The organism is Streptomyces sp. NPDC057963 (genome assembly GCF_042887155.1).
In the GTDB taxonomy this organism is placed as follows: Bacteria; Actinomycetota; Actinomycetes; order Streptomycetales; family Streptomycetaceae; genus Streptomyces.
Map to the genome: position 1 here is coordinate 690,685 of NZ_JBHVPX010000002.1, position 23,726 is coordinate 714,410.

A 23,726-nucleotide genomic window follows, 5' to 3' on the forward strand; every position below is an offset into this window, starting at 1 on the left:
CGCACCGGCCCTCAGTGGTGGAAGGACGTCGCCGCCTGCTTGTCCTGGCTCAGCGGGTGCGGCTGTCGGCGCAGGCCGGGGAGGACCAGCCGGAGGTCCTCCAGGAGCAGTTCGGCGAGGTCCGACGAGAAGCCGTTGCGGCACACCACGCGCAGCACCGACAGGTCCTGCCGGTTGGCGGGGAAGGTGTACGCGGGCACCCGCCAGCCCTGCTCACGCAGCCGCCTGGACACGTCGAAGACGTCGTACGCGTCCACATCCGGCGCGGTCGTCAGCGCGAACACGGGCAGCTGGTCGCCCCGGGTGAGGAGCCGGAAGTCCCCGAGCTCCTCGATCCGTCCGGCCAGCCCCCGGGCCACGTCCCGGGACGCCTGCTGGACGGCCCGGTAGCCGTCCCGGCCCAGCCGCAGGAAGGTGTAGTACTGCGCCACCACCTGTGCGCCGGGCCGGGAGAAGTTCAGCGCGAAGGTCGGCATGTCGCCGCCCAGGTAGTTGACCCGGAAGACCAGTTCCTCGGGCAGCTGGGCGGGCGAGCGCCACAGGGCCCAGCCGACGCCCGGGTAGACGAGGCCGTACTTGTGCCCGGAGGTGTTGATGGAGGAGACCCGGGGCAGCCGGAAGTCCCACACCAGGTCCTCGTCCAGGAACGGGGCCACCATCGCGCCCGACGCCCCGTCCACATGGACGGGGATGTCGAGGCCGGTGCGTTCCTGGAGGGCGTCCAGCGCCGCGCAGAGCTCCGCGATCGGCTCGTAGGAACCGTCGAAGGTGGAGCCGAGGATGCCGACGACGCCGATGGTGTTCTCGTCGCAGAGGTCGGCCGCGGCCTGCGGGTCGAGGTGGAAGCGGTCGCCCTCCATCGGGACCAGCCGCGGTTCGACCTCCCAGAAGGTGCAGAACTTGTCCCAGCAGACCTGCACATTGATGCCCATGACCAGGTTGGGCCGGGCGGCCGCCGGGTAGCGGTCGGCGTTCCTGGCCGCCCAACGCCGTTTCAGCGCCAGCCCCGAGAGCATGCACGCCTCGCTGGAGCCGGTCGTCGAACACCCCACGGTGGCCGCGGGATCGGGGGCGTTCCAGAGATCGGCGAGCATCGCCACACAGCGCCGCTCCAGCTCGGCGGTGCGCGGGTACTCGTCCTTGTCGATCATGTTCTTGTCGCGGCACTCGCCCATCAGCACCCCGGCCTGGGGCTCCATCCAGGTGGTGACGAAGGTGGCGAGGTTGAGCCGCGCATTGCCGTCGAGCATCAGCTCGTCATGGACCAGGCCGTACGCGGTCGAAGGCGGCATCGGCCCGTCGGGCAGCCGGTGCCGGGGCGGTGCCGATTCCATGCCGGCGGTCGGGTCGGCCTCCCCGAAGAACGGGTTGAGGGCGAGCCTGCGGCGTTTCTCGGACGGTTCCGTACCCTGGGGTGAACCCTGGTGGAGAGGCATCGGCGGACAGCCCTTCTCGGCTCTCGGCGGTCGTGGTGACCCGCGACGGTCCTGTCGGCGTGCGGTGGTTCAGTTCTCGGCGGCGAGGCCGTCCTTGACGGCCCGGGTGAACTTCACGACCCGTTCGGCCTGGACCCGGGCGGCGGTCAGGGTCTGCACACCGACCGGGATGTCGCCCTGACCCGCCACGTGCGAAGTGCCGTACGGATTGCCGTCGACGAACTTCGAGGGGTCCGTGTAGCCGGGCGCCACGAGGATGCCGCCGAAGTGGTGGACCGTGTGGTAGAGCGCGAGCAGGGTGGATTCCTGGCCGCCGTGCGCGGTGCTGGTGGAGGTGAAGCCGCTGTAGACCTTGTCGGCGAGACGGCCCGCCTGCCAGAGGCCGCCGAGGGTGTCGATGAACTGCTTGAGCTGGGCGGCGACATTGCCGAACCGGGTCGGCGTACCGAAGATCACGGCGTCCGCCCAGATCATGTCGTCCTTCGACGCCTCGGCGATGTCCACGGTCGCTTTCGCGTTGGCGGCCCAGGCCGGGGTGGAGTCGATGGCCGCCTGCGGGGCGAGCTCATGGGCCTTGCGCAGCCGTACCTCCGCACCGGCCTTCTCGGCGTCCTGCGCGATGGCCTTGGCCATCGCGGCGACGGTGCCGGTCGAGGAGTAGTAGATGACGGCGACGTTGACGGGCGTGGGCATGGCGGAAACCTCCGGCAGGGCCTGACTGAACGTCTCCGGATGCTTCCGGAGATACCCATATGGAGGGGACTTTACGGAAATACGGGGCATCCAGCGCGTCGAGCGGTCGCGCCGGGCAACGGGCCCGGACCGGAGTCACCTCAGCGGCGTACCGTCCTCGGGCAGCTGCATCTGCGGCCGCCCGGTCACCAGCAGCCCGGCCGCCGGCCCGCTCGCGGTGAGCATCACGATCATCCGGAGCGCGGAGTGGCGGCCGACGGAGAGCGCGTCGGGAAGCGCGCCCCGGAGCACGTCCTGCACCTTCTCCGCGAGGAGGCTGACACCCGGCAGGACGAGGGCCGAGGCGACCCCGACGGCCAGTGCGGGCACGATGACGGGCAGCAGCCGGTGCACGGGGGTGGATCCGGGAGCGGCCCCGGCGAGGGCGGAAGAATCTGTGGCCATCGGCTCACCCTATGGATGCAAAAGCCGCATAACCCTTCTCATGGCACTGGGGTGGCGGCGACTCGGGCTTGCACCTCACGTCACGTCAGGACGCAGGCTCAGTAGGTACCCAGAACGGAGAAGGGAGCGGGGAGTCGTGGACTACTCCGTGGGACAGGTCGCCGGATTCGCCGGGGTCACGGTGCGCACCCTGCACCACTACGACGGCATCGGACTGCTGTCGCCCGGCGGGCGCAGCCACGCGGGTCACCGTCGCTACGACGACGCCGACCTCGACCGGTTGCAGCAGATCCTGTTCTACCGGGAGCTCGGTTTCCCGCTCGACGAGATCGCGGTACTGCTCGACGACCCGGACGCGGACCCGCAGGAGCATCTGCGCCGCCAGCACCGGCTGCTGTCCGACCGGATCGCCGAACTGCGAAAGATGGCCGCCGCCGTCGAAACAGCCATGGAGGCACAGAAGATGGGCATCAACCTCACGCCCGAGGAGAAGTTCGAGGTCTTCGGGGGCAAGGACCCCGAGGAGCACGCGGAGGAGGCCGAACGCCGCTGGGGAGGCACCGCCGCCTACGCCGAGTCGCAGCGCCGGGCCGCCCGGTACACCAAGGACGACTGGAAGCGGTTGCAGGCGGAGGTCGCCGACTGGAGTGCCGCCTACGACGCGCTGATGGAGGCCGGCGAACCGGCCACCGGAGAACGGGCGATGGATCTGGCCGAGGCCCACCGGCTCCACATCTCCAAGTGGTTCTACGAGTGCACTCCCGAGTTCCACCGGTGCCTCGGCGGGATGTACGTGTCCGACGCGCGGTTCCGCGCGTACTACGACTCGATGCGGCCGGGCCTGGCCGAACACCTGCGGGCCGCGATCGACGCCAACGCCGAGCGCCGGGCATGATCCGGTACGGGGGCGGGGGCGCGCCCCCGCCCCCGTACCGGCCGTCGCTCAGATCTTGCTGATCACGGCCGCCGTACCGTACGCGCACACCTCGGTGCCCACGTCGGCCGCCTCGGTCACGTCGAAGCGCATCATCAGCACCGCGTTGGCGCCCCGGGCTCTGGCCTGTTCGACCAGCCGCTCCATCGCCTGGTTCCGGGTCTGGACGAGCGTCTTGGTCAGCCCCTTCAGCTCGCCGCCGATCATGGACTTCAGCCCGGCGCCGATCTGGCTGCCTATGTGGCGGGAACGCACGGTCAGGCCGAACACCTCACCGACCACCCGGGTCACCTCGTAGCCCGGGATGTCGTTCGTGGTGACGACCAGGACATCCGAGTGGTCCGTCTGCCCGCCGCCGAAATCCTCGATATTCATCGTGTGATACCTCCTGGAGAGAGTTTTGTCCCGGTTGGCCCGGTGCGCACTTTCGCGCGGGGCACTGGAACCCGGGAACATCATCCTGCGTTGATAGCTTTGGGCGGCCACGCAGCCGCCATCGACCTATCCAGGAGCCCGGACCCTTGAATACGCTTGCGCTCGGACCGAGCTGGCTGGACCCGGACTATTTGATCAACACGTTCGGACTCCCCGGTGTCCTCCTCATCGTCTTCGCCGAGTCCGGACTGCTGATCGGCTTCTTCCTCCCCGGCGACTCGCTGCTCTTCACCACAGGGCTGCTGGTGACCACGGACCAGCTGAAGACCCCGTTGTGGCTGGTCTGCCTCCTGGTCGGGCTCGCGGCGATCATCGGCGACCAGGTCGGATATCTCTTCGGCCGCAAGGTCGGCCCCTCGCTCTTCAAGCGCCCGGACTCCCGCCTCTTCAAGCAGGAGAACGTCGAGAAGGCTCACGAGTTCTTCGAGAAGTACGGACCGAAGTCGCTGATCCTGGCCCGCTTCGTGCCCATCGTGCGCACGTTCACGCCGATCATCGCCGGTGTGAGCCGGATGAACTACCGCTCGTTCATCACGTTCAACATCATCGGCGGCATCCTCTGGGGCGTTGGCGTCACGCTGCTCGGGGCCGCGCTCGGGAAGATCGACTTCGTCCACCAGAACATCGAGGCGATGCTCATCCTGATCGTGCTCATCTCGGTGGTGCCGATCGGGATCGAGTTCCTGCGGGCCCGCTCCAAGTCGAAGAAGGAAGCGGCGGCGGGCGGCGGCGAGGGCCCCGGCCCGTCCGCCGACGGCGGCCCGGCCCCGGTGCAGCGCGGCCGCCACGCCAAGCGCTGAGACCAAGCGCTGCCGGCTGAGCGCCGCCGACCGAGCGCTGAATCCGAGCGCTGAACGAAGCGCTCGGACCGGGCGTTGAGACCGAGCGCTCGGACCGAGCGCTCACCCGGCACTGCCGGCTGAGCGCCGACCCGGAGCCGTACCGGCGGCGGTCTCAGAAGCCGCGTGTCCGCTTGGCCGCGCGGCGGTTCGCCCCGCCGACCGCCCCCGGCACCCGCATGAACAGCCGGGAGATCTCGCTCCCCAGGTTCACCCCGATCGCGATGGCCAGCGCCGTCGCCACCGCGGTCGACAGCGAGGCGAGCCCGGCGTTCACATTGCCCTGTGCCACACCCAGCAGGCCGAAGTACGTGGCCGAACCGGGCAGCAGGGGACCGATCGCCGCCGTGATGAACGGCAGCGACGAGGTGTACCGGTAGCGCGAGAACAGCTGCCCGAACAGGCCCACCAGCCCGGCCGCCGTCGCCGTCGCGAGCACCGGCGAGATGTTGCCGGTCCTGGCCATCGCCCCGTAGATCACCCAGGCGACCCCGCCGTTGAGGGTCACCGCGAGCACCGTGGACCGGTCCTGCTGGAGCAGGATCGCGAAGGCGAGACAGAGCGCCATCGAGGCCAGGATCTGCACCACCGGCCGGTCATGGGCGACGAACCGGGCCTCGGGGTTCAGCTGGGCGCCCAGCTGAAGCCCCATGTAGAGCACGAGCAGCACACCGACGACGATGCCGATGAAGAGGTACATGACTTCGAGCAGGCGCGCCGCGGCGGTGATGTAGTAGCCGGTCAGCCCGTCCTGCACGCCCGCCACCAGGGCCCGCCCCGGCAGCAGCGCGAACAGCCCACCGGTGATCACCGCGGACGGCCGTACGTCCGACCAGTGGGTGAGGGTCAGCGCCACACCCATCGCGGCGGGCGGCATCGCCGCCACCACGAACTGGTAGAACTCCGGCAGCCCCCGCCCGGCGCAGAGCCAGGCGAGCCGGTCGCCGAGCATCGCGCCGATCGCGGCCACCACGAACACCAGCGCGCCGCCGCCGACCAGCACCGACGCCGCCCCCGCGAGCCCGCCGCCGGCCAGCGTCAGCACCCAGCCGGAGTACGGATGCCGGTTGCGCCGGATCTCCGCCAGGCGCCGGTAGGCATCCTCCAGCGAGACCTCGACATCCTCGGTGGTGATGTCGTCGATGAGCCGGAAGACGGCGGCCAGCCGGGTGTAGTCCGTGCCACGGCGGCGTACGGTGCGGCTCGCCGTCACCGGGTCGTCCACCAGCGAGGGCTGGTGCGAGATCGACAGCAGGGTGAAGGTGACCGTGGGCTCGCAGCGGTCCAGTCCGTAACTGCGGGTGACCGCGAACATCGCCGCCTCGACGTCCTCGGCCCCCTCGCCGCCGGCGAGCAGCAGCTCCCCGATGCGCAGGGTCAGGTCGAGCACACGCGGCACCGCGGGCCCCGCCTCGTCGTGCTTCTGCACCGGCTCGGGCGCGGGGCGCTCGGCGACCGGCATCCGCAGCATCGTGCGCATCCGGTCCTGCCAAGGGGCCTCCTTGGTCAGCCGGATCATCGGGCTGCCGTGCGCGGGAGTGAAGGCGGGCGGCGGGTGCTGGGCGCTGTAGGTGCTCGGCAGGGCGAAGGCGGAGCCGGTCGTGTCCGCGCCGGAGGCCGTACCGGAACCGGCTCCGGACCCCGAAGCGGAAGCCGGGCCCGGCCCCTGGGACTCGGTCGTCAGACCGGGCGGGATCGCGAATTCCGAGGTCGGCTGGTCGTCCTCGGACGCAGTCGTCCGCCGTTCCACCCCGGCCGGCGGGACGAAGGCGCTGCGCGCCTCGTCGGACTGGGGCTTCTGGTCCTCCGGACCGCCCTGTTCCGCCACCACTCGACCTCGCTCCTCATCGGCTGCGCGTCCTCGGTTGCGCTTCTGCCCAGTATGGCCACGGACAAGGGCGCGGATGCGAGGCGGGCAGGGCCACGGAACGGGCGGCCCTGCGAAGCGGGCAGGACCGCGGAACGGGCGGGGCCACGGAACGGGCGGCCCCGCGAGGCGGGCGGGACCACGGAACAGGCGGGACCACGGAACGGGCGGCCCCGCGAAGCGGGCGGGAGCACGGAACGGGCAGAGATGCGAAACGGGCGGCACCCCCCGCGTGGGGAGTGCCGCCCGGCTCCGGCACGGAACCCTAAACGGAACCGTGCGACGTACCTCGGCCGGAATCCGGCCGCGACCCGCGGGTGATCAGTGCGCGCCGCCCTGCGCCGCAAGGCGCTTGTAGGAGGCCTCGATCTCGGCCTCGGCCTCGGCGCGGCCGACCCAGTCGGCGCCCTCGACGGACTTGCCGGGCTCCAGGTCCTTGTAGACCTCGAAGAAGTGCTGGATCTCCAGGCGGTCGAACTCCGACACGTGGTGGATGTCGCGCAGGTGCTCCACCCGGGGGTCGGAGGCCGGGACGCACAGCAGCTTGTCGTCGCCGCCGGCCTCGTCCGTCATCCGGAACATGCCGATGGCACGGCACTTGATGAGGCAGCCGGGGAAGGTCGGCTCGTCCAGGATGACCAGCGCGTCCAGCGGGTCGCCGTCCTCGCCGAGGGTGTTCTCGACGAAGCCGTAGTCCGCCGGGTAGCTGGTCGAGGTGAAGAGTCGACGGTCCAGGCGGATCCGACCGGTCTCGTGGTCCACCTCGTACTTGTTCCGCGAACCCTTCGGGATCTCGATGGTGACGTCGAACTCCACGGGTGGCTCCTCCATGATCAACACATACGACTGGTGATTAAGTGTCCCCCACGCAGATGTGTGCTCGCGAAAGGGGCTGGTCAACGGTGGACGAGCCGGTGAAAAGACCGTCGGTCAACCCGCTGGACAAGCTGAGCAGGCTCACCCGGCCGGGCGGCGTGATCAGGTCGAGGGGGCTGAGCGACCGGCAGTTCGCGGCTGTCTCCGCAGGCCTGGGCCTGGTGCTCGCGGCCGGCGTCGTCCTTGCCGCCGGCCCCTGGGACTCGGGTCAGCGTAAGGCCGAGCAGGACTGGGCCGCCGCCCGCAACCGTACAGGTGGCGCAGATCACGGATCCGGCACGCCGTCCGGGCCGGAACCCGCGCCCAGCGCCCCGCCCGTCCTGGCCCCCCTCTCCGCCGCGGTCGACAACGCCGCCCCGGACGCCCGCGGCAACCCGGACGGCGCGGCGGCCGACCTCCGCACCACCCTCGGCCCGCTGCTGAAGGCCCCCGCCCTGGGCACCGTGCGGACCGCCGTCGTCATCGACGCCGCCACCGGTGAGCGGCTGTACGGCCAGGGTTCCGACACGCCCATGACGCCCGCCTCCACCGTCAAGATCGCCACCTCGGTCGCCGCCCTGAGCGCGCTCGGCCCCGGCCACCGCATCGCCACGACGGTCCAGGCGTCCCCCGACTCCCGCAGCGTCACCCTGGTCGGCGGCGGCGACCCCACCCTCGACAAGGCCGCCCTGCGCGCACTGGCCGCCGACACCGCCCGCGCCCTGAAGGGCCGGGGAGCGAAGAAGGTCCGCCTCGCGTACGACACCTCCCGCTACTCCGGCCCCGCACAGCACCCGATCGGCCCCAACGAGAACATCGCGCCCGTCAGCGCCCTGATGACCGACGAGGGCAGGCTCGACAGCACCGACAGCGGACCCGCCCCGCGCAGCGACGACCCGGCCGGCGACACCGCCCGGACCTTCGCCGCACTGCTCGACGACGCCGGGATCGCCACCGGGCCGGACCCGGTGCGCGGCCGGCCGGCCGGCGGGTCCCGGCCGGTCGCCAGGCACCTGTCCGTCCCGCTCTCCGCCCTGGTCGAGCGGGCCCTGACTAACAGCGACAACGACATCGCCGAGGCGCTCGCCCGCCAGACCGCCCTGGCCGCGGGCGAACCGGCCGACTTCGCGGGCGGCCGACGGGCCGTCACCGCACAGCTCAGGAAGCTCCACCTGCCACTGAAGGGCGCGGACTTCGCCGACGGCAGCGGGCTGAACCGCAAGGACAAGGTCACCGCCGGACTGCTGGCCGGCCTCCTCGCCCGCGCCGCCGACCCGGACCACCCCGAACTGCGCCCCGTCCTCACCGGCCTTCCGGTGGCCGGATTCAGCGGCACCCTCAGCGGCCGTTACACCGAGAAGTCCGCGGGCACCGGCCTGATCCGCGCCAAGACCGGCACCCTCACCGGGGTGAACTCCCTCGCCGGTACGGTCGTCGACCGGCAGGGCCGGCTGCTCGCCTTCGCCTTCCTGGCATCCGGCACGACCTCCCCGTCCGAGGCCCAGTCCTCCCTCGACGCCCTCGCCACCGGCCTCGCCGCCGGTGCCCGATGAGCCGGTCGACACCTCACCGCGGACGGACCCGAGCACGTACGGTTGACGCATGACGAGCATCGGTGGTGCCGAGATGGTCGACTGGAATCTCGCGGTGGCGACCGCGACCCGACTTGTGCGGCCGGGGCCCGAGATCAGCCGGGAGGAGGCCCGCGAAGTCGTCGCGGAGCTGCGCCGGCATGCCAAGGCCGCGGAGGAGCACGTCCGTTCCTTCACCCGGATGATCCCCGACGGGGCCGATCCGGAGGACACCCCGGTCCTGATCGTGGACCGGGCGGGCTGGATCAGGGCCAACGTCGCGGGCTTCCGCGAACTGCTGCGCCCCCTGCTGGGGAAGATGCAGGACCGGCGCGGGAACGGCCCCGGCGGCGCCGTGCTCGGCGCGGTCGGCGGCAAGGTGACCGGGGTCGAGGTGGGGATGCTGCTGTCGTTCCTCGCCTCCCGGGTCCTCGGCCAGTACGAGACGTTCGCCCCGGCCACCCGTGAACTCCCGGCCTCGGCCGACGGCGGCGGCAGGCTGCTGCTCGTGGCGCCGAACATCGTCCACGTCGAGCGCGAACTGGACGTCGACCCGCACGACTTCCGGCTCTGGGTCGCCCTGCACGAAGAGACCCACCGCACCCAGTTCACCGGAGTGCCCTGGCTCCGGGACCATCTTCAGGGCGAGATCCAGTCATTTCTGGAAGAGACCGACGTCGACCCGGTGACCGTGCTGGAGCGGCTCCGCGAGGCGGCGCAGTCCCTGGCCGGCGGCCGCCCCGAGGGCGAGGACGGCGAGGACGGCGGCCGAAGCCTGGTCGAACTCGTCCAGACCCCCGCCCAGCGCGAGATCCTCGGCCGGCTCACCGCCGTGATGTCCCTGCTCGAAGGGCACGCCGACTACGTGATGGACGGCGTCGGCCCGGAGGTCGTCTCCTCCGTCGGCGAGATCCGGGAGAAGTTCCAGCAGCGCAGGGCGCGCGGTGCGAGCCGCCTCGACCAGGCGCTGCGCAAGCTCCTCGGGCTCGATGCCAAACTGCGCCAGTACCGGGACGGCGAACGGTTCGTCCGCGCCGTGGTCGACGAGGTCGGCATGGACGGCTTCAACCGGGTCTGGACCTCGCCGAACACCCTCCCCACCAAGGCGGAGATCGCGAAGCCGGCGGACTGGATCGCGAGGGTGCACCGTAAGGCAGAGTCATGATCACGGCGGGCCGGACGGCGTACGACAGGACGAGAACGCGCCGGTAATCACCCATCCGAGGGACCGTAGGGGCATGGGAAGGCGTGCAATGCTCGATGGACGGCTTGCCTCTGTCACCATCGACGCACTCTGAGTGACGGCATTTTTTCCGTCCCGGCACTCCGAGGCACCTCCCCGAAACTTCACGAAGGGCACCGGACATGGGTCCCCATCCTGCGGTCGCGGCGATACGCCTGGCGGTCCGCCGCGTACTCCACGACGTACTCACCGAACACACCCGGAGCGCCGACCACACCCGGCGCACCCCGCACCCCCAGTTCGCCGAAGCCGGTGCGGGCAGGCAGCGCGCCGCGCTCCCCGAACGCCCCGATACCCCGCTGGTGCTGGTGGCATGCTCCGGCGGCGCCGATTCCATGGCACTCGCCTCCGCCCTCGCCTTCGAAGCCCGCAAACTCGACGTCCGGGCCGGCGGCATCACCGTCGACCACGGCCTCCAGGACGGCTCCGACACCCGGGCCGCCGAGGTCGTCGACCGCCTCACCGACATGCACCTCGACCCGGTCGAGTCCGTCGCCGTGCGGGTCGGCCAGGAGGGCGGCCCCGAGGCCGCGGCCCGCGACGCCCGCTACGCCGCCCTCGACGCGGCCGCCGAGCGGCACGGCGCCGCCGCCGTCCTGCTCGGCCACACCCGTGACGACCAGGCGGAAACGGTGCTGCTGGGCCTGGCCCGCGGCTCCGGCATCCGCTCGCTCTCCGGCATGGCCGCCGCGTCGGGGCCGGCCGGCCGCTACCGCAGGCCCTTCCTCCAGCTCGACCGGCAGACCGCCCGCAAGGCATGCCTCGTCCAGTCGCTGCCCGTCTGGGACGACCCGCACAACACCGACCCCGCCTACACCCGCTCCCGACTGCGCCACGAGGGCCTGCCCGCCCTGGAGAAGGCGCTGGGCAAGGGGGTCGTCGAGGCCCTGGCCCGCACGGCGCAGCTCTCCCGCGACGACGCCGACGCCCTGGACACCTGGGCCGCCGAGGCCGACCGCGCCGTACGGGACGACGCGGGCCGGCTGGAGTGCGCCAAGCTGTACGCGCTGCCGCCCGCCGTGCGCCGCCGGGTACTGCGCCGGGCCGCCATGGAGGCGGGCTCCCCGGCCGGTTCCCTCTTCGCCCGGCACATCGAGGAAGTCGACCGTCTGATCACCGGCTGGCGCGGCCAGCGGGCCATCAACCTGCCCGGCCGGGTCGAAGCCAGGCGGCAGGGTGGCAGACTGGTGATTCGGCAGAGCTGAAGCACGAGCGGCTGACAATGCAGGCGAGCGGCCGCGCAGGTACGGGGCACCACCCCGGACCGGGCAGGCAGAGAAAGAGACGCGGGTGAACGAGAAGGACATGGGCACCGACCTTCAGTCGGTGCTCCTCACCAAGGAAGAGATCGACGCGAAGCTCGTCGAGCTGGCCGCGAAGATCGACGCGGAGTACGCGGGCAAGGACCTGCTCATCGTCGGCGTCCTCAAGGGCGCGGTCATGGTGATGGCGGACCTGGCGCGCGCGCTGTCCACCCCCGTCACCATGGACTGGATGGCCGTCTCGTCGTACGGCGCGGGCACCCAGTCCTCCGGAGTCGTCCGGATCCTCAAGGACCTGGACACCGACATCAAGGGCAAGCACGTCCTGATCGTCGAGGACATCATCGACTCGGGCCTGACCCTGTCCTGGCTGATGTCGAACCTCGGCTCGCGCGAGCCCGCGTCCCTGGAGATCTGCACCCTGCTGCGCAAGCCGGACGCGGCGAAGGTCGCGCTCGACTGCAAGTGGGTCGGATTCGACATCCCCAACGAGTTCGTCGTCGGATACGGGCTGGACTACGCGGAGAAGTACCGCAACCTCCCCTTCGTCGGCACGCTCGCTCCGCACGTCTACGGCGGCTGACCGCCTCCGGCACCTCCGGAGCCCGGGGCGGCCGGCCCGACCGGGACGGGCGGCGGGGAACCTTTCACGGGATTCCCGCCGTTGAGCCTTCGAAGGCAGGTTTTGACAGACGTCCCCGGCGGTCGCGGGTGACAATGCTGGGGTACCGTCCGAAGAACAGTCTTTTCTCACAGCAGCATTTACCTACGGGCAGGAGGGACGGGGCGTCATCGCCCCGTATGGATGGACGTGAAGCGATACTTCCGTGGGCCGGTCATGTGGATCGTGCTGGCCGTCCTCGCCGTGGTCGTGTTGATGCAGGTCGTCGGCTCGTCGGGCGGCTACGAATCGGTGGACACCGGCAAGGTGATCCAGGCGATCAGCAAGGACCAGGTGGCGCAGGCCAAGCTGACCACCGGTGACGAACAGATCATCAAGATCGAGTTGAAGAAGGGCCAGAAGCTCTCGGGCGAGTCCGGCAGCAAGTTCCAGGCGAGCTACATCGGCGACCAGGGTGTCCAGCTGGCCGACACGCTGCAGCAGAAGTTCGAGAGCGGCAAGATCGACAAGGGCTACACCGTCTCGCCCTCGAAGCAGTCCCCGTTCATCTCGATCCTCCTTTCGCTGCTGCCCTTCGTCCTGATCGTGGTCGTCTTCCTGTTCCTGATGAACCAGATGCAGGGCGGCGGCTCCCGGGTCATGCAGTTCGGGAAGTCCAAGGCCAAGCTGATCACCAAGGACACCCCGAAGACGACGTTCGCCGATGTGGCGGGGTCGGACGAGGCCGTCGAGGAGCTCCAGGAGATCAAGGAGTTCCTCCAGGAGCCGGCGAAGTTCCAGGCCGTCGGCGCCAAGATCCCCAAGGGCGTCCTGCTGTACGGGCCTCCCGGTACGGGCAAGACGCTCCTCGCACGCGCCGTCGCGGGCGAGGCGGGCGTCCCGTTCTACTCGATCTCCGGCTCCGACTTCGTCGAGATGTTCGTCGGTGTCGGTGCCAGCCGTGTCCGCGACCTCTTCGAGCAGGCCAAGGCGAACGCCCCGGCGATCGTCTTCGTCGACGAGATCGACGCCGTCGGACGGCACCGCGGCGCCGGCATGGGCGGCGGTCACGACGAGCGCGAGCAGACGCTGAACCAGCTGCTCGTCGAGATGGACGGCTTCGACGTGAAGGGCGGCGTCATCCTGATCGCCGCCACGAACCGGCCGGACATCCTCGACCCGGCGCTGCTGCGTCCGGGCCGTTTCGACCGGCAGATCGCGGTCGACCGGCCGGACATGCAGGGCCGTCTCGAAATCCTCAAGGTGCACCAGAAGGGCAAGCCGGTCGAGAAGGACGTCGACCTCGGCGCCGTCGCCCGTCGTACGCCCGGCTTCACCGGTGCCGACCTGTCGAACGTGCTGAACGAAGCGGCGCTCCTCACGGCGCGCGGCAATCTGAAGCTGATCGACAACAAGATGCTCGACGAGGCCATCGACCGCGTCGTGGCGGGCCCGCAGAAGCGGACCCGGATCATGTCCGAGAAGGAGAAGAAGATCACCGCGTACCACGAGGGCGGACACGCCCTGGTCGCGGCGGCTTCCCCCCAGTCGGACCCGGTTCACAAGATCACGATCCTCTCCCGCGGTCGCGCCCTCGGTTACACGATGGTGCTCCCGGAGGAGGACAAGTACTCCACGACGCGCAACGAGATGCTCGACCAGCTGGCCTACATGCTGGGCGGGCGCGCGGCCGAGGAGCTGGTCTTCCACGACCCGACCACCGGTGCGGCGAACGACATCGAGAAGGCCACCGCAACGGCCCGCGCGATGGTCACGCAGTACGGCATGACGGAGCGGCTCGGCGCGATCAAGTTCGGCGGCGACAACACCGAGCCGTTCGTGGGCCGCGAGATGGGGCACCAGCGCGACTACTCGGAAGAGGTCGCGGCGCTCGTCGACGAAGAGGTCAAGAAGCTCATCGAGACCGCGCACAACGACGCGTGGGAGATCCTCGTCGAGAACCGCGACGTGCTGGACGCCCTCGTTCTCCAGCTCCTGGAGAAGGAGACGCTCGGCAAGGAGGAGATCGCGGAGATCTTCGCCCCGATCGTGAAGCGCCCGTCCCGTCCGGCATGGACCGGTTCCGCCCGACGCACCCCGTCGACGCGGCCGCCGGTGCTCTCGCCGAAGGAGCTCGCCCTCACCAACGGCGCCGCCGCCGCGGCGAACGGCTCGGCCGTTCCCACGGACACCGTCCCGGCCACCGAGGCGCTCCCGGAGGACCGTCCCGAGAGCTGAGTCTCGCGCCGCCCGGTGTGGCCCCTGTCACGGGAGTCGTACCGGGTCCGGAATGGATGCCGCGCCTCCGCAGGTTCTAGCCTGTGGGGGCGCGGCTTTTTCGTACGCCCGTGCGGAAGTGTGCGCGGGTGACAGCTCAAGGGAACGAGGCACAGATGACCGACCCGGTGACGTTGGACGGCCAGGGTTCGATCGGCGAGTTCGACGAGAAGCGGGCCGAGGCCGCCGTACGCGAACTCCTTCTCGCCGTGGGCGAGGACCCGGACCGCGAGGGACTGCGCGAGACGCCGGGGCGGGTGGCAAGGGCGTACAAGGAGATATTCGCGGGCCTCTACCAGGAGCCCGAGGACGTTCTGACGACCACGTTCGACCTCGGCCACGACGAGATGGTGCTGGTCAAGGACATCGAGGTGTTCAGCACCTGTGAGCACCACCTGGTGCCGTTCAGGGGCGTCGCGCATGTCGGGTACATCCCGGCGACCACGGGCAAGATCACCGGCCTGTCGAAGCTGGCCCGGCTCGTCGATGTCTTCGCCCGGCGCCCGCAGGTCCAGGAGCGGCTCACCACGCAGATCGCCGATTCCCTCATGGAGATCCTGGAGCCGCGCGGGGTCATCGTCGTCGTCGAGTGCGAGCACATGTGCATGTCGATGCGCGGGATCCGCAAGCCCGGGGCGAAGACGCTGACCTCAGCGGTGCGCGGGCAGCTGCGTGCCTCGGCGACGCGCGCCGAGGCCATGAGCATGATCATGGCGCGCTGAAGCTCCGCAGCAGCGGGGGGAGGAGGGCTCGGCGGCCGCGCTACGCGGCAGCCGAGCTCTTGTCGTTGTCCTCGTCGTCCGGGAGCTTGCAGATGCGTTCCAGCCAGAGGGCCGCGGCGACCACCGCGATGCCGGCGAGAACCGCGAAGCCCGCGTAGATCGCCTGGTCGCGGCGGGCCGGGATGTCGAGGGAGCCGAGCAGGAAGACACCGATGCCGCCGTACATGCCGGAGACCAGGGAGACGACCAGCGCGCTGGCCTGGCCGAAGACGACGGCTCGGGCGGCCATCAGGGGCTCGACGCCCTTGGCCCCCGGCCGGCGCTCGCGTTGGGCGCGCAGCCGGGAACGGATGGAGAGGGCCGTCGCGAGCAGGACGGCGGCGATCACCGCGAGCACGATCGGCGCGGCGAGGGGAACGCTCGGCAGGCTGCCCAGGGAGTCCCAGAGGCGGGCCGCGCCCCAGGAGAGCACCCCGGCCGCGGCGAAGAGGCCGATCAGTACCCCGAGCCGTAGTTGCTTCACCGAGTGATCCGCCCTTCGCCCGCCGGTGTGTCCGTGCAGTCAGTGGTCCGTGCCGTCAGTGGCCCGTGGTGCCACCCGTCCGTGGTGGCTTTCACCCGCGGTGCCACCGGTCCGTCGCCCTTGAGCCTAACGACTACTCGGGCAGCCGGAGTTCCAGATCGGCCCGGGGCAGCACGCCCTCCCGGCCGACGCCGGCCAGCAGGTCCGTGACGGAGCCGGCGCCGGGCAGCTGGGCCTCGGGGTCGACGTCGTGCCACGGGGCGAGGACGAAGGCCCGCTCGTGGGCCCGGGGGTGGGGGAGGGTGAGCACCGGGTCGTCGGAGACGACATCCGCGTACGTCACGATGTCGACGTCGATGGTGCGCGGGCCCCAGCGCTCGTCGCGGACCCGGTCGAAGGCCTCTTCGACGGCCTGGCCGCGCTCCAGGAGCGAGGACGGGGGGAGCGTCGTCTTCACCACGATCACCGCGTTGAAATACGAGGGCTGGGAGCCGGGGGCGACGCCCCAGGGCTCCGTCTCGTACACCGGGGAGACCGCTTTGACCCGCAGGCCGGGCGTGTCCTCCAGGGCGTCTATGGCGCCCTGGAGGGTCTCCAGGCGGTTGCCGAGATTGGAGCCCAGGGAGATCACGGCGCGTTTGGGGTTGGAGAGGGTGATGTCCGCGGCGTCCACCTGCTCGACCACGGAGGCGGGCACCGGCTGTACGGTCGGGTCGCTCTGCCCCTCACTGGAAAATGCACTCATACTCGGCTCCGGGTGATGGTGATGGTCACATCGTCGAAGGGGACCGTGATCGGCGCGTCCGGCTTGTGCAGCACGACCTCCACCTCCTCGACTCCTTCGTGCTTGAGGCACTTCTGGGCGATGCGCTCCGCGAGCGTTTCGATCAGATCGACCGGTTCCCCCTGCACCACCTCGACGACCTCCTCGGCGACGACGCCGTAGTGCACGGTCTTCGTCAGGTCGTCGGCGGCCGCCGCGGGGCGGGTGTCGAGGCCGAGCACCAGGTCCACGATGAACGTCTGCCCCTCTTCCCGTTCCCGGGGGAAGACGCCATGGTGTCCACGGGCCTTGAGGCCGCGCAGCGCGACACGATCCACGCGAATCACTCCTGCTGTCGTTGGGCGGAGAGACACGGGGCCGCGTGCGGACGGCCGGGTGCTCTCTCTCGAATCTACCTGCGAGCACCGACAGTGCCCGCCCGCGGGGGCTATGGACAGGGCCTCTCGGGACTGGTAGCCGCTTTTACCCGCGTAACCGGATCCCAATCCCCCTGACGGCCGGACGCTTCGGTCAGGGGGAGCCGGAGGGAGCGGGGAGAGAGCCGGGAGAGGGGCGGGGAGAAGCCGGGAGGGGGCCGGGGGAGAGCCCGAAGGGGGCTGGGTGAGAAGCGAGGAGGCGGCCGGGGGAGAACCAGGAGGGGGTCAGGAGGGGGTCTCTTCGTCGTCCTCGTCGTCGGTCTCGGTGAGGACGGGCGAGCCGTGGTGGGACCAGAGCTTCCAGCCGTCCGTGGTGCGCCGGAACACATTGGTGGCCACGACGAGTTGGCCGACCAGCGGCCCGAGTGCGTTGCCGTCCTCCGCGGGGCCGCCGCTGAGGATGTTCTCGGTGCAGGTCACCAGGGCGGTGTCGCCGGTCATCGCGACTCCGACATCGGTCAGGAAGAACTGGATGTACTCGGTGTTCGCCATGATCAGGGCGTAACTCCGCAGCACCTCGCCGCGCCCGGTCAGCACCGGCCAGCCGGGGTGGACGCAGGAGACGGTGAGGTCCTCGCCGGGCAGCCAGAGCCCGGAGAGCTCCTCGAAGTCGCCCCGCTCCATCGCCTCGTAGAAGGCGGTGTTGGCCTGTTCGACGGCCGCGATGTCGGCGGCCGCCTCCGCGTGCTCGTCGCGCCCGCTCACGCGGCTCCCTCGACGGCGCGCGCGACCCGCACGGCGTCGGCCGTGGCCCGGACCTCGTGGACCCGTACGGCCCAGGCGCCGGCGTGGGCGGAGAGCGCGGAGACCGCCGCGGTGGCGGCGTCGCGTTCGCGGGCGGGTGGGGGCGCGGCGCCCTCGCCGGCCAGCACATGGCCGAGGAAGCGCTTGCGGGAGGCGGCGACCAGCAGCGGGCGGCCCAGGACACGCAGCTCGTCGAGGTGGGCGACCAGGGCGAGGTCGTGGCCGGCGTCCTTGGCGAAGCCGAGACCGGGGTCGATCACGATCCGTTCCGGGGCGACACCGCCCGCGATCACGACGTCCATCCGCTCCCGGAGCTCCGCGACGACCTCGGCGACGACGTCCTGGTACACCGCCCGGCTGTTCATGGACTCGCTGAAGCCGCGCCAGTGCATCACCACGAACGGCGTGCCGGCCGCCGCGACGACGCGGACCATGTCCGGGTCGGCGAGGCCGCCGCTCACGTCGTTGACCAAGGCGGCTCCGGCCGCGACCGACTCCTCGGCGACCCGGGCCCGCATGGTGTCGACGGAGACCGCGACCCCTTCGGACGCCAGCCCCCTGACCACCGGGACCACGCGCCGCAGCTCCTCCGAGGCGTCCACCCGGCTGGCGCCGGGGCGGGTCGACTCGCCACCGACATCGATCAGGTCGGCGCCCTCGGCGACCAGGTCGAGGCCGTGTTTGACGGCGGCCGTGGTGTCGAACCAGCGGCCCCCGTCGGAGAAGGAGTCCGGGGTCACATTGACGACACCCATGACCGCGCAGCGGTCCCACTCCGGCAGGCCTTGGACCGTGCCTCGTCCACGCAACGTACTCATGCGACCAGCGTAGGCCCGTACGGCGTGCTGCTACGCCGCGCGGGCGTGGTGCTCCTGGCCCGGCGCCGGGGGGTGGGCGCAGGGACGGGGCCTGCGGCGCGGGAACCTGCGGGCGAGGGGACGGGGCAGCGCGAGGTTCACGAAGCCCTCCGCCTGCATGGCCGCGAGGGAGATGCGGGGCAGGTCGCGGGCGGCGCGGTAGACCACGAAGCGGGGCTCCCAGCGGGGCCGGAACTTGGCGTTGAACTTGTACAGCGACTCGATCTGGAACCAGCGCGACAGAAAGATCAGCAGGCCGCGCCAGGTCCGCAGCACCGGTCCCGCGCCGAGCTTCTCGCCGCGGGCGAGCGCCGAGCGGAACATCGCGAAGTTCAGCGACACGCGCTCGACGGAGAGCCGGGAGGACGCCTGGAGGGCGGCGACGATCAGCAGCTCGTTCATGCCGGGGTCGGCGGAGCGGTCGCGGCGCATCAGGTCCAGGGACATGCCGTCGCTGCCCCACGGGACGAAGTGGAGCACGGCCTTCACGTCGCCGTACGGGGAGTCGGCGCTGTGCTCGTCGGCCTTGTGGGCGGTGGCGACGACGCAGTCCCCGTCGGCCGGGTCGCCGATCCGGCCGAGTGCCATGGAGAAGCCGCGCTCGGTGTCGGTGCCGCGCCAGTCGTCGGCGGCGAGCCGGATGCGGTCCAGTTCGGCCTCGCCGATGTCGCGGACGCGCCGGACCCGGGTCTCGTAGCCAAGACGTTCAATGCGCTTCACCATCTGGCGTACGTTGCGCATCGCGCGCCCGGCGAGCGAGAAATCCGCGACATCCACCACCGCCTCGTCGCCCAGCTCCAGTGCGTCGAGTCCGGTCTCGCGGGTCCAGACCTCGCCGCCGGTCTCGCTGCACCCCATCACGGCGGGGGTCCAGGAGTGGGCCTTGGCCTCGTCCATGAAGCGCTCGATGGCGCCGGGCCAGGCCTCCACGTCCCCGATCGGGTCGCCGCTCGCCAGCATCACCCCCGACACGACGCGGTAGCAGACGGCGGCCTTGCCGCTGGGGGAGAAGACGACGGCCTTGTCGCGGCGGAGCGCGAAGTGGCCGAGCGAGTCGCGGCCGCCGTGCTTCTCCAGCAGGGTGCGCAGCCGGGCCTCGTCGTCCTCGGTGAGGCGGGCGGCCGGGTGCTCGGGGCGGAAGGCGAAGTAGATGGTGGTGACGGCGGTCAGCAGACCGAGGGCGCCGAGCGAGTACGCCACGGTCCAGGAGGTGACTCCGGCGTACTCGACGGGGCCCTCGAAGCCGAACAGCCCGTACAGCACGTGCTGGAGGCGGTCGACGATGCTGGGGTTCCCGACGACGCGGCCGGGGTGGACGCTGACGATGATCAGGCCCAGCCCCAGCGACCCCGCGCCGAGGAGCACGAAGTTGGCCAGGGCGCGCCAGCGGCTCCTGGGATCGGGGAGCGCGGCGAATTCACCGCGGTGGCGGACCAGCAGCAGGCAGAGCGCGAGCGAGACGAGCGTGCCGATGACCGAGTGCCGGTAGGCGAACTGCGCCAGCGCGCCGGCCGGCAGCAGGACCACGGCCGCCCGCCAGGCGCGCCGCTTGTGCCGCTTGAGGCCGTGGGCGAGGAGCAGCAGCAGGACGCCCGCGCTCAGGGAGAGGGCGGCGGCGAACGGTCCCAAGGCGCCGGGGAGCACCTCGGCGAGGGTGTGCATCCGGCTGTTCCGGAAGCGCGGGAAGACACCCGCGGCCACATCGATCAGACCGACGACCGTGCAGGCGGTACCGACCAGTGTCGGTACGGATTCGGCGCGGGGTCCGCGTACGAACTTGCGTACGGGACTCGGAACCGATCCCGATTTATCCCCATCTAGCGTGACAGACATCGCTTCCCGTGGTTCCGCGAGAGATTCCTGAGTCCTTCGGCCGGCGGCCTTTCGGACGATGTGCGACTTGTAGGACGAGGCTTCCGCGGCGGGGGTTCACCCGTCGGCCGGAAAATTCCAGACAAGAAAGCTCACCCCCCATGGGTCTTACCAGCAAGACGTTCTTGGCGCTGGCCATCGCACTGGCCGTGGCGTTCTTCGCCGCCACGGTCTGGCTCTGGCCGCGGCTGGCCCGGCGCAGCGCGTCCGCGGTGTTCGGCAGGGTCGGTCTGCTGCTGGCGACTCAGCTGACGGTCTTCGTGTCCGTCGGTCTGGTGGCCAACAACTCCTTCCTCTTCTACGGTTCCTGGGCCGACCTGTTCGGCCAGAAGCAGGAGCTGGGCGTGGTCACGGACCACGCGGCCGGGACGGCGGCCGCCAAGAACATCGTCCGGGTCGGGGTGCAGCGGCCCGAGGGGGTGCGCAGTTCGCAGCCGGCGAAGGGCGGCCGGATCGACAAGGTCGTGATCTCGGGGCGGCAGTCGAAGATAGAGAGCTCGGCGTACGTGTATCTGCCGCCGGAGTACTTCCAGCCGGCGTTCGCGCATCGGAAGTTCCCCGCGGTGGTCGTCCTCACCGGCTACCCGGGCGTCGCGGAGAATCTCCTGAAGGGCCTCCGGTACCCCCGGACGGCGTACGACCGGGTGAAGGCCGGCCGGTCGCAGCCGATGATCCTGGTGATGCTGCGGCCGACGGTGGCGCCGCCGCGGGACACCGAGTGCGTGGACGTGAAGGGCGGGCCGCAGACCGAGACGTTCTTCGCCGATGACCTGCCGCGGGCGGTCTCGGACATGTACCGGGTCGGCGCGCAGGCTCGCAACTGGGGCATCATGGGCAATTCGACCGGCGGCTACTGTGCGCTGAAGATCGGGCTCCACCACCCGGACCGGTTCATCGCGAGCGCCGGGCTCTCCGCGTACTACAAGGCGGCCGAGGATCCGACGACCGGCGACCTCTTCCACGGCGACCAGAGCGCGCGGGACCGCTCCAATCTGTTGTGGAGCCTGGACAATCTGCCGCGGCGCGATTCGTCCTTCCTGGTCACGACCTCCAAGCAGGGCGAGGGGAACTACCGCTCCACGATGCGGTTCATCGACAAGGTGAAGCCGCCCGCCCAGGTCTCGTCCATCGTGCTCGACAGCGGCGGGCACAACTTCAACACCTGGCGGCGGGAGATTCCTTCCGCACTGGACTGGATGAGCAGCCGCCTCAGCGAGAACTGAGCCGTGCCCGGTCGCGGTCCCGGTCCCGGTTCCCGGTCCTGCCGGGGCCGGGAACCGGGCCGTCTCCGGTTCACCGCGCGGCGGACTTGGCGACGCTGTCCACCGTCTCGACGGCCACCTCGGCCCGTGGGACGTCCTGGGCGTCCGCGTCGATGGAGCGGCGCAGCGCCTCATGGAGCCGGGCCGGGGTGAGTACGCCGAGGAAGCGGCCAGTGCTCTCCTTGTCGATGACGGCGATCCAGCCGGCGTCGTGCTGGAGCATGGTGGCGAACGCCTGCTTGAGCGGGGCGCCGACGGGCAGCCACGCCTCCATCCTGCGGGCGTGGGCGCGCACCGTGTCCCCGGCGCCGGTCCCGGCGGCGGCTCCGTCGGCCGGGATCCAGCCGTGCAGATTGTCCTCGCCGTCCAGGACGACGGCCCAGCGCGCCCCCTCGGCCCGCAGCCGCCCGGTCGCCCTCGCCAGGGAGTCGTCGAGGTGGACGACCGGGGGCTGGTCGAGGTCGCCCTCCTCGATGGGGGTCACGGAGAGCCGTTTGAGGCCGCGGTCGGCGCCCACGAAGTCCGCGACGTAGGGGGTGGCGGGCGCGCCGAGCACGGTCGCCGGAGAGTCGAACTGCTCGATCGAACCCTGCCCGTAGACGGCGATGCGGTCACCGAGCCGGACCGCTTCCTCGATGTCGTGCGTGACGAACAACACGGTTTTGCGGACCTGTTCCTGGAGTTTCAGGAATTCGTTCTGCAGCCGTTCCCGTACGACCGGGTCGACCGCGCCGAAAGGCTCGTCCATCAGCAGCACCGGCGGGTCGGCGGCCAGCGCCCTTGCCACGCCCACGCGTTGGCGCTGACCACCGGAGAGCTGTTCCGGATAGCGGTCGCCATAAACGGAAGGATCGAGTCCGACAAGGTCCAGGAGTTCTGCCGCGCGTTCCCGGCCCTTTCCCCGTTTCCAGCCGAGGAGATGGGGGACGGTCGCGGTGTTCTCCAGGATCGTACGGTGCGGGAAGAGGCCCACCTGCTGGATCACATAGCCGATGCGGCGGCGCAGTTGGACGGGGTCGATGGCGGATATGTCGTCCCCGTCGAGGAATATCCGGCCCTCGGTCGGTTCGATCAGCCGGTTCACCATCTTCATGGTGGTCGTCTTGCCGCAGCCCGACGGTCCGACGAGCGTGACCAGTTCACCCTCGGCGACTTCGAAGGAAAGATCGTCGACGGCGGTGGTGCCGTCCGCGTACCGCTTGGTGACGTGCTCGAAACGGATCATGGTTCCCCATTGTCGCGCGTGTTCTGTGAAGGACATGTTGCTGGAATACAACGGCCTCGGCGATTGTCAGTGGTCGGGGATAGGGTCGCCAGACATCGGTACGAGCGGTAATCGGGAGGTGGGGGACGGATGGCTGCCGCACAGAACTGCATGGTGACGAACGACTGGATCTGCGGGGAGTATCTCCGTTCCCGGAGTCAGGAGTTGACCGACGCGACGGTCCAGCACATCTGGATCACCGCGGTCTCGGTGCTGATCGGACTCGCCGTGGCCTTTCCGCTGGCGCTGCTCGCCCGCCGGGGCCGCCGCCTCGCCGGACCGGTGCTCGGGCTGACGACGGTGCTCTACACCGTGCCGTCCCTCGCGATGTTCTCGCTGCTGCTGCCGCTGTTCGGCCTCTCCGCGGCGCTGGTGGTCACCGGCCTGGTGCTGTATTCGCTGACCATCCTCGTGCGGAACGTCCTGGCGGGCCTCGAAGCCGTTCCGCAGGAGGCGAAGGAAGCCGCCAAGGGGATGGGGTACGGGCCGGCCCGGCTGCTCTGGGAGGTCGAACTCCCGCTGGCGATGCCCGCGTTGATGGCGGGTGTGCGGATCGCCACGGTCTCGACGATCGCGCTGACGACGGTCGGTTCGATCATCGGCCAGGGCGGTCTGGGCAACCTCATAGCGGACGCCCTGCCCAGCTTCTTCAAGGCCCAGGTGCTCACCGCCTCGGTCCTGTGCGTACTGCTCGCCGTCGTCGCCGATCTGCTGCTGCTGGGCCTCCAGCGGCTGCTGACCCCCTGGACCCGCATACGCACCACTGACACGGGCCAGGGCGCGGCCGCGGACGCCGCCCCGGGCACCACGGCGAAGGCGGTCTGA

Annotated in this window: 23 protein-coding genes; 10 read left to right on the plus strand and 13 right to left on the minus strand. The window is 70.6% G+C overall.

From position 1 onward, the window contains the following. Positions 1 to 11 precede the first annotated feature (11 nt). The 3 genes from ACFVT1_RS06890 to ACFVT1_RS06900 all read right to left on the minus strand — a co-directional run bounded on the left by ACFVT1_RS06890 (position 12) and on the right by ACFVT1_RS06900 (position 2,573). Positions 12 to 1,436, minus strand: coding sequence for a glutamate decarboxylase (locus ACFVT1_RS06890; protein WP_389793207.1), 1,425 nt, complete (start codon positions 1,434 to 1,436; stop codon positions 12 to 14). Between the two features lie 69 nt (positions 1,437 to 1,505). Then, positions 1,506 to 2,129 (minus strand): NAD(P)H:quinone oxidoreductase, encoded by a 624-nt coding sequence (gene wrbA, locus ACFVT1_RS06895; protein WP_389793209.1) that lies wholly within the window; start codon positions 2,127 to 2,129, stop codon positions 1,506 to 1,508. A 135-nt stretch (positions 2,130 to 2,264) separates the two neighbouring features. After that, complete coding sequence (locus ACFVT1_RS06900) at positions 2,265 to 2,573, minus strand: hypothetical protein (RefSeq protein WP_389793211.1); 309 nt, start codon at positions 2,571 to 2,573, stop codon at positions 2,265 to 2,267. A 136-nt stretch (positions 2,574 to 2,709) separates the two neighbouring features. Here ACFVT1_RS06900 and ACFVT1_RS06905 point away from each other — a divergent pair, with 136 nt between their 5' ends. Next, a complete protein-coding gene (locus tag ACFVT1_RS06905) occupies positions 2,710 to 3,468 on the plus strand; it encodes a MerR family transcriptional regulator (RefSeq protein WP_389793213.1) in 759 nt (252 codons plus the stop codon). 48 nt (positions 3,469 to 3,516) lie between these two features. Here ACFVT1_RS06905 and ACFVT1_RS06910 read toward each other — a convergent pair whose 3' ends face one another. After that, positions 3,517 to 3,882 carry a YbjQ family protein gene (locus tag ACFVT1_RS06910; protein WP_389793215.1) on the minus strand — a complete coding sequence of 122 codons (366 nt, stop codon included), beginning with the start codon at positions 3,880 to 3,882 and terminating at the stop codon, positions 3,517 to 3,519. Positions 3,883 to 4,028: 146 nt separating this feature from the next. Between ACFVT1_RS06910 and ACFVT1_RS06915 the strand changes: the two genes are divergently transcribed. Further along, positions 4,029 to 4,742: a DedA family protein gene (locus ACFVT1_RS06915; RefSeq protein WP_389793217.1), complete on the plus strand. Its 714-nt coding sequence runs from the start codon at positions 4,029 to 4,031 to the stop codon at positions 4,740 to 4,742. A gap of 154 nt (positions 4,743 to 4,896) precedes the next feature. On the opposite strand, the gene ACFVT1_RS06920 is transcribed toward ACFVT1_RS06915, so the two are convergent. After that, positions 4,897 to 6,612: a threonine/serine exporter ThrE family protein gene (locus ACFVT1_RS06920; protein ID WP_389793219.1), complete on the minus strand. Its 1,716-nt coding sequence runs from the start codon at positions 6,610 to 6,612 to the stop codon at positions 4,897 to 4,899. A gap of 357 nt (positions 6,613 to 6,969) precedes the next feature. Beyond that, positions 6,970 to 7,464 carry an inorganic diphosphatase gene (locus tag ACFVT1_RS06925; RefSeq protein WP_362193503.1) on the minus strand — a complete coding sequence of 165 codons (495 nt, stop codon included), beginning with the start codon at positions 7,462 to 7,464 and terminating at the stop codon, positions 6,970 to 6,972. Between the two features lie 86 nt (positions 7,465 to 7,550). Between ACFVT1_RS06925 and dacB the strand changes: the two genes are divergently transcribed. The 6 genes from dacB to folE all read left to right on the plus strand — a co-directional run bounded on the left by dacB (position 7,551) and on the right by folE (position 15,179). Beyond that, the gene (gene dacB, locus ACFVT1_RS06930; protein ID WP_389793221.1) at positions 7,551 to 9,056 is read left to right on the plus strand and encodes a D-alanyl-D-alanine carboxypeptidase/D-alanyl-D-alanine-endopeptidase; all 1,506 of its coding nucleotides are present in this window, start codon (positions 7,551 to 7,553) and stop codon (positions 9,054 to 9,056) included. A 49-nt stretch (positions 9,057 to 9,105) separates the two neighbouring features. After that, complete coding sequence (locus ACFVT1_RS06935) at positions 9,106 to 10,239, plus strand: zinc-dependent metalloprotease (protein ID WP_389793223.1); 1,134 nt, start codon at positions 9,106 to 9,108, stop codon at positions 10,237 to 10,239. 200 nt (positions 10,240 to 10,439) lie between these two features. After that, complete coding sequence (gene tilS / locus ACFVT1_RS06940; protein WP_389793225.1) at positions 10,440 to 11,522, plus strand: tRNA lysidine(34) synthetase TilS; 1,083 nt, start codon at positions 10,440 to 10,442, stop codon at positions 11,520 to 11,522. A 100-nt stretch (positions 11,523 to 11,622) separates the two neighbouring features. After that, entirely contained in the window at positions 11,623 to 12,162 is a 540-nt protein-coding gene (hpt, locus tag ACFVT1_RS06945; RefSeq protein WP_072487175.1) for a hypoxanthine phosphoribosyltransferase, read from the plus strand. Positions 12,163 to 12,384: 222 nt separating this feature from the next. Next, complete coding sequence (gene ftsH / locus ACFVT1_RS06950) at positions 12,385 to 14,418, plus strand: ATP-dependent zinc metalloprotease FtsH (protein WP_389793227.1); 2,034 nt, start codon at positions 12,385 to 12,387, stop codon at positions 14,416 to 14,418. 155 nt (positions 14,419 to 14,573) lie between these two features. Further along, a complete protein-coding gene (gene folE, locus ACFVT1_RS06955; RefSeq protein WP_362193516.1) occupies positions 14,574 to 15,179 on the plus strand; it encodes a GTP cyclohydrolase I FolE in 606 nt (201 codons plus the stop codon). 40 nt (positions 15,180 to 15,219) lie between these two features. Here folE and ACFVT1_RS06960 read toward each other — a convergent pair whose 3' ends face one another. The 6 genes from ACFVT1_RS06960 to ACFVT1_RS06985 all read right to left on the minus strand — a co-directional run bounded on the left by ACFVT1_RS06960 (position 15,220) and on the right by ACFVT1_RS06985 (position 20,336). Beyond that, positions 15,220 to 15,702 carry a DUF3180 domain-containing protein gene (locus ACFVT1_RS06960; RefSeq protein ID WP_389793229.1) on the minus strand — a complete coding sequence of 161 codons (483 nt, stop codon included), beginning with the start codon at positions 15,700 to 15,702 and terminating at the stop codon, positions 15,220 to 15,222. Between the two features lie 133 nt (positions 15,703 to 15,835). Then, positions 15,836 to 16,447, minus strand: coding sequence for a 2-amino-4-hydroxy-6-hydroxymethyldihydropteridine diphosphokinase (gene folK / locus ACFVT1_RS06965; RefSeq protein WP_389793231.1), 612 nt, complete (start codon positions 16,445 to 16,447; stop codon positions 15,836 to 15,838). Continuing rightward, positions 16,444 to 16,803: a dihydroneopterin aldolase gene (gene folB / locus ACFVT1_RS06970; RefSeq protein WP_389793233.1), complete on the minus strand. Its 360-nt coding sequence runs from the start codon at positions 16,801 to 16,803 to the stop codon at positions 16,444 to 16,446. The genes folK and folB overlap by 4 nt, the downstream gene beginning before the upstream one ends. A gap of 324 nt (positions 16,804 to 17,127) precedes the next feature. After that, on the minus strand, positions 17,128 to 17,607 hold the full coding sequence (locus tag ACFVT1_RS06975; RefSeq protein WP_389793235.1) for a nuclear transport factor 2 family protein: 480 nt from the start codon (positions 17,605 to 17,607) through the stop codon (positions 17,128 to 17,130). After that, complete coding sequence (folP, locus tag ACFVT1_RS06980; RefSeq protein ID WP_389793370.1) at positions 17,604 to 18,401, minus strand: dihydropteroate synthase; 798 nt, start codon at positions 18,399 to 18,401, stop codon at positions 17,604 to 17,606. Before folP ends, ACFVT1_RS06975 begins: the two co-directional genes overlap by 4 nt. Before the next feature lie 93 nt (positions 18,402 to 18,494). Continuing rightward, positions 18,495 to 20,336: a phosphatidylglycerol lysyltransferase domain-containing protein gene (locus tag ACFVT1_RS06985; protein WP_389793237.1), complete on the minus strand. Its 1,842-nt coding sequence runs from the start codon at positions 20,334 to 20,336 to the stop codon at positions 18,495 to 18,497. Positions 20,337 to 20,476: 140 nt separating this feature from the next. Here ACFVT1_RS06985 and ACFVT1_RS06990 point away from each other — a divergent pair, with 140 nt between their 5' ends. Continuing rightward, a complete protein-coding gene (locus ACFVT1_RS06990) occupies positions 20,477 to 21,598 on the plus strand; it encodes an alpha/beta hydrolase (RefSeq protein ID WP_389793238.1) in 1,122 nt (373 codons plus the stop codon). Between the two features lie 70 nt (positions 21,599 to 21,668). On the opposite strand, the gene ACFVT1_RS06995 is transcribed toward ACFVT1_RS06990, so the two are convergent. Continuing rightward, entirely contained in the window at positions 21,669 to 22,862 is a 1,194-nt protein-coding gene (locus tag ACFVT1_RS06995) for an ABC transporter ATP-binding protein (protein ID WP_389793241.1), read from the minus strand. A gap of 129 nt (positions 22,863 to 22,991) precedes the next feature. Between ACFVT1_RS06995 and ACFVT1_RS07000 the strand changes: the two genes are divergently transcribed. Then, a complete protein-coding gene (locus tag ACFVT1_RS07000) occupies positions 22,992 to 23,726 on the plus strand; it encodes an ABC transporter permease (protein WP_389793243.1) in 735 nt (244 codons plus the stop codon).